This is a genomic window from Acinetobacter sp. UBA2063, from assembly GCF_002333245.1.
GTDB classification, from domain to species: domain Bacteria; phylum Pseudomonadota; class Gammaproteobacteria; order Pseudomonadales; family Moraxellaceae; genus Acinetobacter; species Acinetobacter parvus.
Genome location: NZ_DDAH01000135.1, coordinates 1 through 7,371, shown reverse-complemented (window position 1 = coordinate 7,371; position 7,371 = coordinate 1). Strand labels below are relative to the sequence as shown.

The following is a 7,371-nucleotide window of genomic DNA, read 5'->3' as shown; positions in this document are numbered from 1 at the left end:
GTGAATACCGTACCAGGCATGACCAGCCACTCTTTGGTGCCTAAGGCGGCCCAGGCGGTGGGCTATGGTTTTGATCAACTGTGTGTTGCGATCCTAGAGCAAACCCTGGCGAAGTCGGCTTAATTCATGGCTCAACTTCCTGCATCCATGCGCCGCAAACCACGGGCAGCAATCAGTTCTATCCATGAGAAACCGCCATCACCCAAGCAAAAAATGGTGAATGCGGGAGGGTGGATACTGTTGCTGATCGCTTTCGCTGTGCTCACAATCGGTCTTTATGGCTTGTATAAAGTCATGACTGATGCAACCGTGGCGCAATTGCAGATTGTTGGGACCAATTCAGATGTTGAAAATCAACAGCTGGCACAGCACTTAAATCCGATTATTAAACACAACTACTTTACTTCAGATTTAGAACAAATTCGGGACCAGGCTTTAAAGGTCTCATGGGTTGACCGTGTGGTGGTGTCACGAGCTTGGCCAAATGCGATTCGGGTGCGGGTGATGCCACGCCACGCAATTGCACGCTGGGGAACAGGGCGTTTGCTTAGTGACAACGGTGAGGTGTTTAGCGAGGCGCTACCTAAAACACACCCAAACCTGCCGCTGCTTCATGGTCCAGTCAGCCAATCCAAAATGATGATGCGTCGCTATAATGAAATCAACCAGTTGTTTCATCCAGCGAACCTGCGTTTAAAAGAACTGTATTTAACCGAGCGCATGACATGGTTTATGCAGTTTGATTCGGGTCTGCGTATCATTGTGGATCAGGACCAGACCATGAACAAGTTGCAGCGACTCAGCCATTTGGCACAAACGGATCTTAAACCTGTATGGTCAAACATCTCGGCGATTGACCTGCGTTACCGCAATGGCCTTGCCATTCAGTGGAAGAACGCGGCACCGCCCAAGATTGTCAATGGTCAGTTAGTTGTAACGATTGATGACACAAAGCTTGCAGGTGCAATTCAGGCAAAGCCATAATACGTGGCTTAAAAATAACGGGAGATTTTCCCCCGTACTACACAACAAAAGATATGGTATTGAAGTAATGAGTGAAGCTGTTCCCTCAGTTGTTGCGATTGATATTGGGACCCATAAGGTCTCAGTCTTGATTGGTAAGATCCATGCGCCAGATAAGATTCAGGTCATTGGCATGGCAACTGCTCGCAACCGAGGTATGGTTAAAGGCAAGATTGTCAGTCTGGACAAGGTGATTGCCGCCATTAAAAATGCGGTATCTGAGGCCGAGGATATGGCAGAGTGCCGTATCCACAGTGCGTGGGTGTCCATTCCAAGTACAGAGTTGCAGAGTTTTTATGCTTCGGGCCGTACCCCTGTGTCCAACCATGATCATATTATTACAACCAATGAAGTGGTGCGGGCTTTGGAACTGGCAAAAGCCAGCCATATCTCGCCAGACTATTATCTGGCCAGTGCGGTGCCGCTTGGTTTTGAGCTGGGCAACTCTGGTGAGTGGGTGCAGAACCCAGTTAATATGTCGGCGCATAGCATGACAGGGCATTATCAATTGATGATGATGCCGATTAGTACCATGCAAAACCTTGATCGTGCCATGAAAGGTGCGAATATCGGGGTAGAGAAAATGGTGGTATCTAGTTTAGCTACGGCTGAAGCTAGTTTGCTCAAAGATGAAAAAGAATATGGCGTGTGTTTGGTTGATATTGGCGCTGGCACTACCAATCTCGCCGTCTATCTTGATGGGCGTTTGGCATTAGTACGTACCTTGCAACGTGGTGGTGAAAATGTGACCCGCGATATTGCCGCTGTTTTACAGACCACCACTGAAGAAGCCGAACGTATCAAGATTCTGCATGGCTGTGTAGACCTGAGTGTGGTGAAGCCAGACCACATGATTCAGGTGCAGGGCATTGATGGCACACAAACCATCAGTCGCATTGAGCTTGCAGAAATTATCATTGCACGTTATGAAGAAATCTTCACCTCAATTCGTGAAGAGCTGGAACATAGTGGCGCGATTCATGGCTTGTATCATGGGGTGGTGCTTACAGGCGATGCCTGCCAGATTGAGGGTATGGTCAATTTGGCCCGCCGTATGCTTGGAGTGTCCGCACACCTCGGTAATCCACCCTTGCAGGTTTATGCCGATGACCAGCACTTGCCAGCCTTGCGCCGTTCCATGTACGCAACGGCTGCGGGTTTGCTGATGTTTAGCCAGAGTGACTTGCAGGATGCGGTGGAGGAGCCAGAAGAAGCAAATGACCGTAGCTTTATGGATCGGGTTGCCAATGGCTGGAACGCATTGAACAGCAAACTGAAAGCGATCTTTTAAGTTGTAGGGATTTTGGGGGAAATTGTTAGGAAGTTGTAATCGTAAGTCACTGGACTTGACAAGCTCGGTATTATTGAACAGCATCCTAAACATCAGTTGTTTTAAAAATCAGGGCAGTAACGGGCTGAAGTAACTGCCATTTATATATTAGGAAATCTAAAGGTCATGGCCTCATTTGAATTTATAGAAGATGAACTAGACGATGACAACGGTCAAGCCCGTTTCACAGTATTTGGGGTTGGCGGTGGTGGTGGTAATGCTGTCCAGCACATGGTGCAGTCTGACATTCAGGGTGTAAAGTTTGTCTGTGCCAATACAGATAAACAGGCACTGGATAGCATGAATGCACCTTTTAAAATTCAGATTGGTGAACAAAGTACACGTGGTTTAGGTTGTGGTGGTAAACCAGAGATGGGGCAAATTTCTGGTGAAGAGAGTCGTGAAGTGATTCGCCAGCACCTTGAAGGCACAGATATGGTCTTTGTCACCGCGGGTATGGGTGGCGGTACGGGTACAGGTGCCGCTCCAGTGGTTGCAGAGGTCGCCAAAGAAATGGGGATTCTGACAGTTGGTGTTGTAACGACCCCGTTTAATTTTGAAGGTCGTCGCCGCCAAAAGTTAGCAGAAAAAGGTATTGAAGCTTTAGAAGTGCATGTTGATTCATTGATTATTATTCCAAACCAACGCTTACTGAGCGTTTATGGTGATATTTCAATGAAAGATGCCTATAAAAAGGCAGATGATGTATTACTTAATGCGGTACGGAGTATTTTTGATCTTGTAGTGAACCATGGTCATATGAATCTCGACTTCGCTGATCTGAAAACAGCTATGAGTACTCGCGGTTACGCAATGATGGGGTCGGGTACAGGACGTGGTGAAGATCGTGCTCGTCAGGCGGCTGAACAGGCTATCCGTAGTCCGTTGCTTGATAATGTGAACCTCACCAATGCAAAAGGTGCCTTGGTGAATATCACAGGTGGCGAAGATATTACTGGACGCGAAATTGACATTATTTCAGAAGTAGTCAACCAGATTGTTGATTTGGATGAAGGTGAAATTTTCTATGGTACAGTGTTTGATCCTGATGCGCGTGATGAACTGCGTGTGACTGTAATTGCAACAGGTTTGACACGTAATGCGAATGATACCGAACCCAAAAAACGTACAGTCACTCATACGCCAACAACAATCGCTCAAACCCAACAACCTGTGGATGAAGATGATGTACCTGCGATCAGTAAGCGTGCAAATGTAGAGGCGCCTGCGACAGTAGCGCCAAGTTCTACACCAAGGTCATCACCAATGAGTATTCAAGACTATCTGAAAAATCAACAGCGTAAATAATAAAATCATATGTTTAGAGAAAGGGGGCAAATAATTGCTCCCTTTTTTATTTTTTAAAAATGGCAAAATATGCTAAGTTATAGCGGTTTTTGCAAATGAAGTTAGCATGGCATGGTGAAACAACGTACTCTTAAACGTGTGGTGAAAGCGAGCGGTATTGGTCTGCACAGTGGTCAAAAAGTGCTGATCAATTTTGTTCCACACCATATTGATGGAGGCATTGTCTTTCGCCGCATTGACCTGAACCCACCTGTTGACATCCCTGCAAATGCCTTGCTGATCCAGGAAGCATTCATGTGTTCCAACCTTGTCCGTGAAGACATTAAAGTGGGAACCATTGAGCATGTCATGAGTGCGATAGCAGGGCTTGGCATCGACAACCTGATTGTTGAGGTGTCTGCCTCTGAAGTACCCATCATGGATGGAAGTGCGGGACCATTTATTTATTTGCTCATGCAGGGTGAACTTGCCGAGCAAGATGCCGCCAAAAAGTTTATTCGCATTTTAAAACCTGTTGAGGCATTGCTTGATGATAAGCGTGCGATCTTTACCCCCCATGCAGGTTTTCAGCTGAATTTCACTATTGATTTTGACCATCCTGCTTTTGCCAAGGAATACCAGTCGGCCACCATTGATTTCTCAACGGAAACATTTGTTTATGAAGTGAGTGAGGCAAGAACCTTTGGTTTTATGAAAGACCTGGATTACTTGAAAGCCAACAATCTGGCACTTGGTGCTAGCCTGGAAAATGCCATTGGCGTTGATGATACAGGCGTGGTCAATGAAGAAGGACTGCGTTTTGCAGATGAGTTTGTAAGGCATAAAATTCTGGATGCAGTTGGTGATCTGTATCTGCTGGGACATCAGGTGATTGCCAAGTTTGATGGTTATAAATCAGGGCATGCGCTGAATAACCAGTTGTTGCGCAATGTTCAGAATGATCCAGACTGCTATGAAATTGTAACATTTAATAACGAGAATGACTGTCCGATTCCTTATGTGAGTGTGATATAAGTCATTGTCTTTTCTTGGTAACATTATATTGTATCAATGTAAACTGAGATTTTTGTCACATCAGCAGATTTGTATTGCAATGTTTAAGATAAGCGATTTACTTTTTATTGCTTGCCAAACGTAGTAAAGCTTGGCTAAGCTTAGCATCGCTCACATATTCAGCGGCGCTGCGTAACTGCTCTTGGGTTTCTGAAGAAAGTGTTTTAGATAGTCGAGGAGGTTCACGAAGAACATTCATTTTGTTTCTTAGGCGAACTTGAATTTTTCGTAATTCCCTGAGGCTTTCTAATTGAGCTAACTGCGCAACGTAGTTGCTTTGTAAATAGCTGAGTTGACTAATCATCGCTTGATTTTCACCAGTTATGGTCAAGACACCATGTTGATAACAAACAACCTGCCATTGCTCTGGTTGGGGCAGCAAGGGTTGAATAATTTTGGTAAGTTGTTTCCATTGGGTAACTTGCGTCGTTAGAAACGTTAAGTTTCCAGTTTTTATGTGTTGTCCTTTCTGTTGAAAAACGTTGCTAGGTTCAGACATGTAAACTTCCTCGGAGGTTGTGTGTCCATCTTAAGCGTTTAGTTCGACTCTGATCAAGGAACAGATGATAAAGGGACTTTTAAAGGACGGTTTCAAGAGGTTTTTTATGCATCATACGCGTCGTATTTTACTCGCATTTTCATTGGCTGCTTCAGCTGCTTCAGTTGCTTTTGCAGACTACCAGAATATCACCCAGGCAACAGAGGGTGACCGTTTAGAACAGTTGTCGCAAACCTTGGCACAGGGTTCATATACTCATCCAGATGATCTGGATCTGCCAGCCATTTCGAACGTGTCTGTTAAACTACGTGAAAAAACCATTGAACTAAACAACGCAACCATAGAGAAGAAGTATGGTCGTTCAGCAATCTCCCCTCAGGACAATGCACCGACATTCTCTGCAAACACAGGTTATTCGTGGATGGTGAGCCATCCATTACAGGAAGGACGTGTGAGTTCCACTTGGGGAACCCGAACCTTACTGGGTTCAACCCGTCATCATTCAGGTGTTGATTTATCGGCACCATCAGGTACACCAATCTACTCTACAGGTGCAGGTGTGGTAACCAAATCGGGTTGGGGTACAGGTTATGGGCAATATGTTGAAATTGATCATGGCAATGGCTATATCACTCGCTATGCCCATGCATCACGCCTATTGGTGAATGCAGGCGACCGTATCAATGCAGGTGAGCATATTGCCAATGTCGGTTGTACAGGCCGTTGTACAGGACCACATTTACATTTTGAAGTGGTTAAGGATGGTCAACGTAAAAATCCATCAACCTATCTTGCAATGTTACCGTAATTTAATTTGTTAATAGTTGTATATAAATACTCTGAAAAATCGCCTTTATTGGCGATTTTTTTTATTTTTGTTTGAATTAGGTCAATGACTATTTAGTAAGAAAATAATAAGGAGTTTTATATTCATCTGGGGCAATACCCTTATCAAAGTAAAACATGATAGAAATAGTACCGACAAAATGACTTAAGGGAAAAGGTGAATTGTATGGCGTTTTATGGCGACTCTGACGCGCAGGAAACCCAGGAATGGCAAGAAGCATTTGATTCAGTACTACAACATATGGGCACGGAACGCGCCGCTTTCTTACTAGAAAAACTATATCAACGGGCAATTGCAAAACATGTTCCAATCCAACGTCTCAATACACCTTACCTCAACACCATTTCAGTTGAAGAGCAACCTGCGATGCCAGGTGACCAGGACATGGAGCGCCGTATTCGCGCCCTGATTCGCTGGAATGCCCTGGCGATGGTGTTGCGTGCCAATAAAACGGGGGATGACCTCGGTGGGCATCTTGCCAGCTTCGCATCCTCCGCCACCTTGTATGATGTGGGCTTTAACCATTTCTTCCGTGCCGCCTCGGATAATTTCGGCGGTGACATGATTTATTATCAGGGCCATTGTGCACCTGGTATCTACGCGCGTTCTTTTCTGGAAGGCCGTTTAACTGAAGAACAACTCAATAATTTCCGCCGTGAAGTGGGGGGTAATGGTCTCCCAAGTTATCCGCATCCCTACCTGATGCCTGACTATTGGCAGTTCCCAACGGTGTCGATGGGGCTTGGCCCCATTATGTCGATCTATCAGGCACACATTCAAAAATACCTGATGAATCGTGGCCTGATCAAGGAAGAAGACCGCAAGGTTTGGGCTTATCTGGGTGATGGAGAAATGGATGAGCCTGAAAGCCTGGGTGCCATTTCACTGGCAGGTCGTGAGAAGCTGGATAATTTGGTTTGGGTGGTGAACTGTAACTTGCAGCGTCTGGATGGACCAGTGCGGGGCAATGGCAAGATTATTCAGGAACTGGAATCTATTTTCCGTGGTGCAGGCTGGCGTGTGATTAAGGTGGTCTGGGGTCGCCACTGGGACCCGTTACTTGCCCAAGACAGTTCAGGGGCATTAAAGGCACGCATGGAAGAAGCAGTGGATGGCGATTACCAGCGCTATCAGGTGAAAGGTGGTGCCTATGCCCGTGAAAACTTCTTTGGCAAATATCTAGAAGCGGCTGAACTGGTCAAGAATCTCAGTGATGAAGATATTGATGCACTCAACCGTGGTGGACATGATCCATACAAGGTCTATGCCGCCTATGCGGAGGCAACCAAGAGCAATGGACAGCCAACCGTT

General features: G+C 45.7%; 6 protein-coding genes and 2 pseudogenes. 7 read left to right on the top strand and 1 reads right to left on the bottom strand.

The features are described from left to right. From B4H32_RS06200 to lpxC, 5 genes and pseudogenes are all read left to right on the top strand, one after another. Positions 1–123 (top strand): annotated as a pseudogene (locus B4H32_RS06200) (D-alanine--D-alanine ligase); the annotation flags it as partial. A 3-nt stretch (positions 124–126) separates the two neighbouring features. Further along, a complete protein-coding gene (locus tag B4H32_RS06195) occupies positions 127–984 on the top strand; it encodes a cell division protein FtsQ/DivIB (RefSeq protein WP_004683548.1) in 858 nt (285 codons plus the stop codon). A 67-nt stretch (positions 985–1,051) separates the two neighbouring features. Next, a complete protein-coding gene (ftsA, locus tag B4H32_RS06190) occupies positions 1,052–2,314 on the top strand; it encodes a cell division protein FtsA (RefSeq protein WP_004769958.1) in 1,263 nt (420 codons plus the stop codon). Between the two features lie 165 nt (positions 2,315–2,479). Further along, positions 2,480–3,661, top strand: coding sequence for a cell division protein FtsZ (gene ftsZ / locus B4H32_RS06185; RefSeq protein WP_004683544.1), 1,182 nt, complete (start codon positions 2,480–2,482; stop codon positions 3,659–3,661). 111 nt (positions 3,662–3,772) lie between these two features. Further along, positions 3,773–4,675, top strand: coding sequence for a UDP-3-O-acyl-N-acetylglucosamine deacetylase (gene lpxC / locus B4H32_RS06180; protein WP_004679015.1), 903 nt, complete (start codon positions 3,773–3,775; stop codon positions 4,673–4,675). Between the two features lie 97 nt (positions 4,676–4,772). On the opposite strand, the gene B4H32_RS06175 is transcribed toward lpxC, so the two are convergent. Further along, positions 4,773–5,213 (bottom strand): hypothetical protein, encoded by a 441-nt coding sequence (locus B4H32_RS06175; protein ID WP_004683542.1) that lies wholly within the window; start codon positions 5,211–5,213, stop codon positions 4,773–4,775. A gap of 106 nt (positions 5,214–5,319) precedes the next feature. Between B4H32_RS06175 and B4H32_RS06170 the strand changes: the two genes are divergently transcribed. Together B4H32_RS06170 and aceE are read left to right on the top strand one after the other, a co-directional pair. Continuing rightward, positions 5,320–6,021 carry a M23 family metallopeptidase gene (locus tag B4H32_RS06170; RefSeq protein ID WP_004683540.1) on the top strand — a complete coding sequence of 234 codons (702 nt, stop codon included), beginning with the start codon at positions 5,320–5,322 and terminating at the stop codon, positions 6,019–6,021. Between the two features lie 204 nt (positions 6,022–6,225). Then, positions 6,226–7,371, top strand: a pseudogene (gene aceE, locus B4H32_RS06165) (pyruvate dehydrogenase (acetyl-transferring), homodimeric type); the annotation flags it as partial.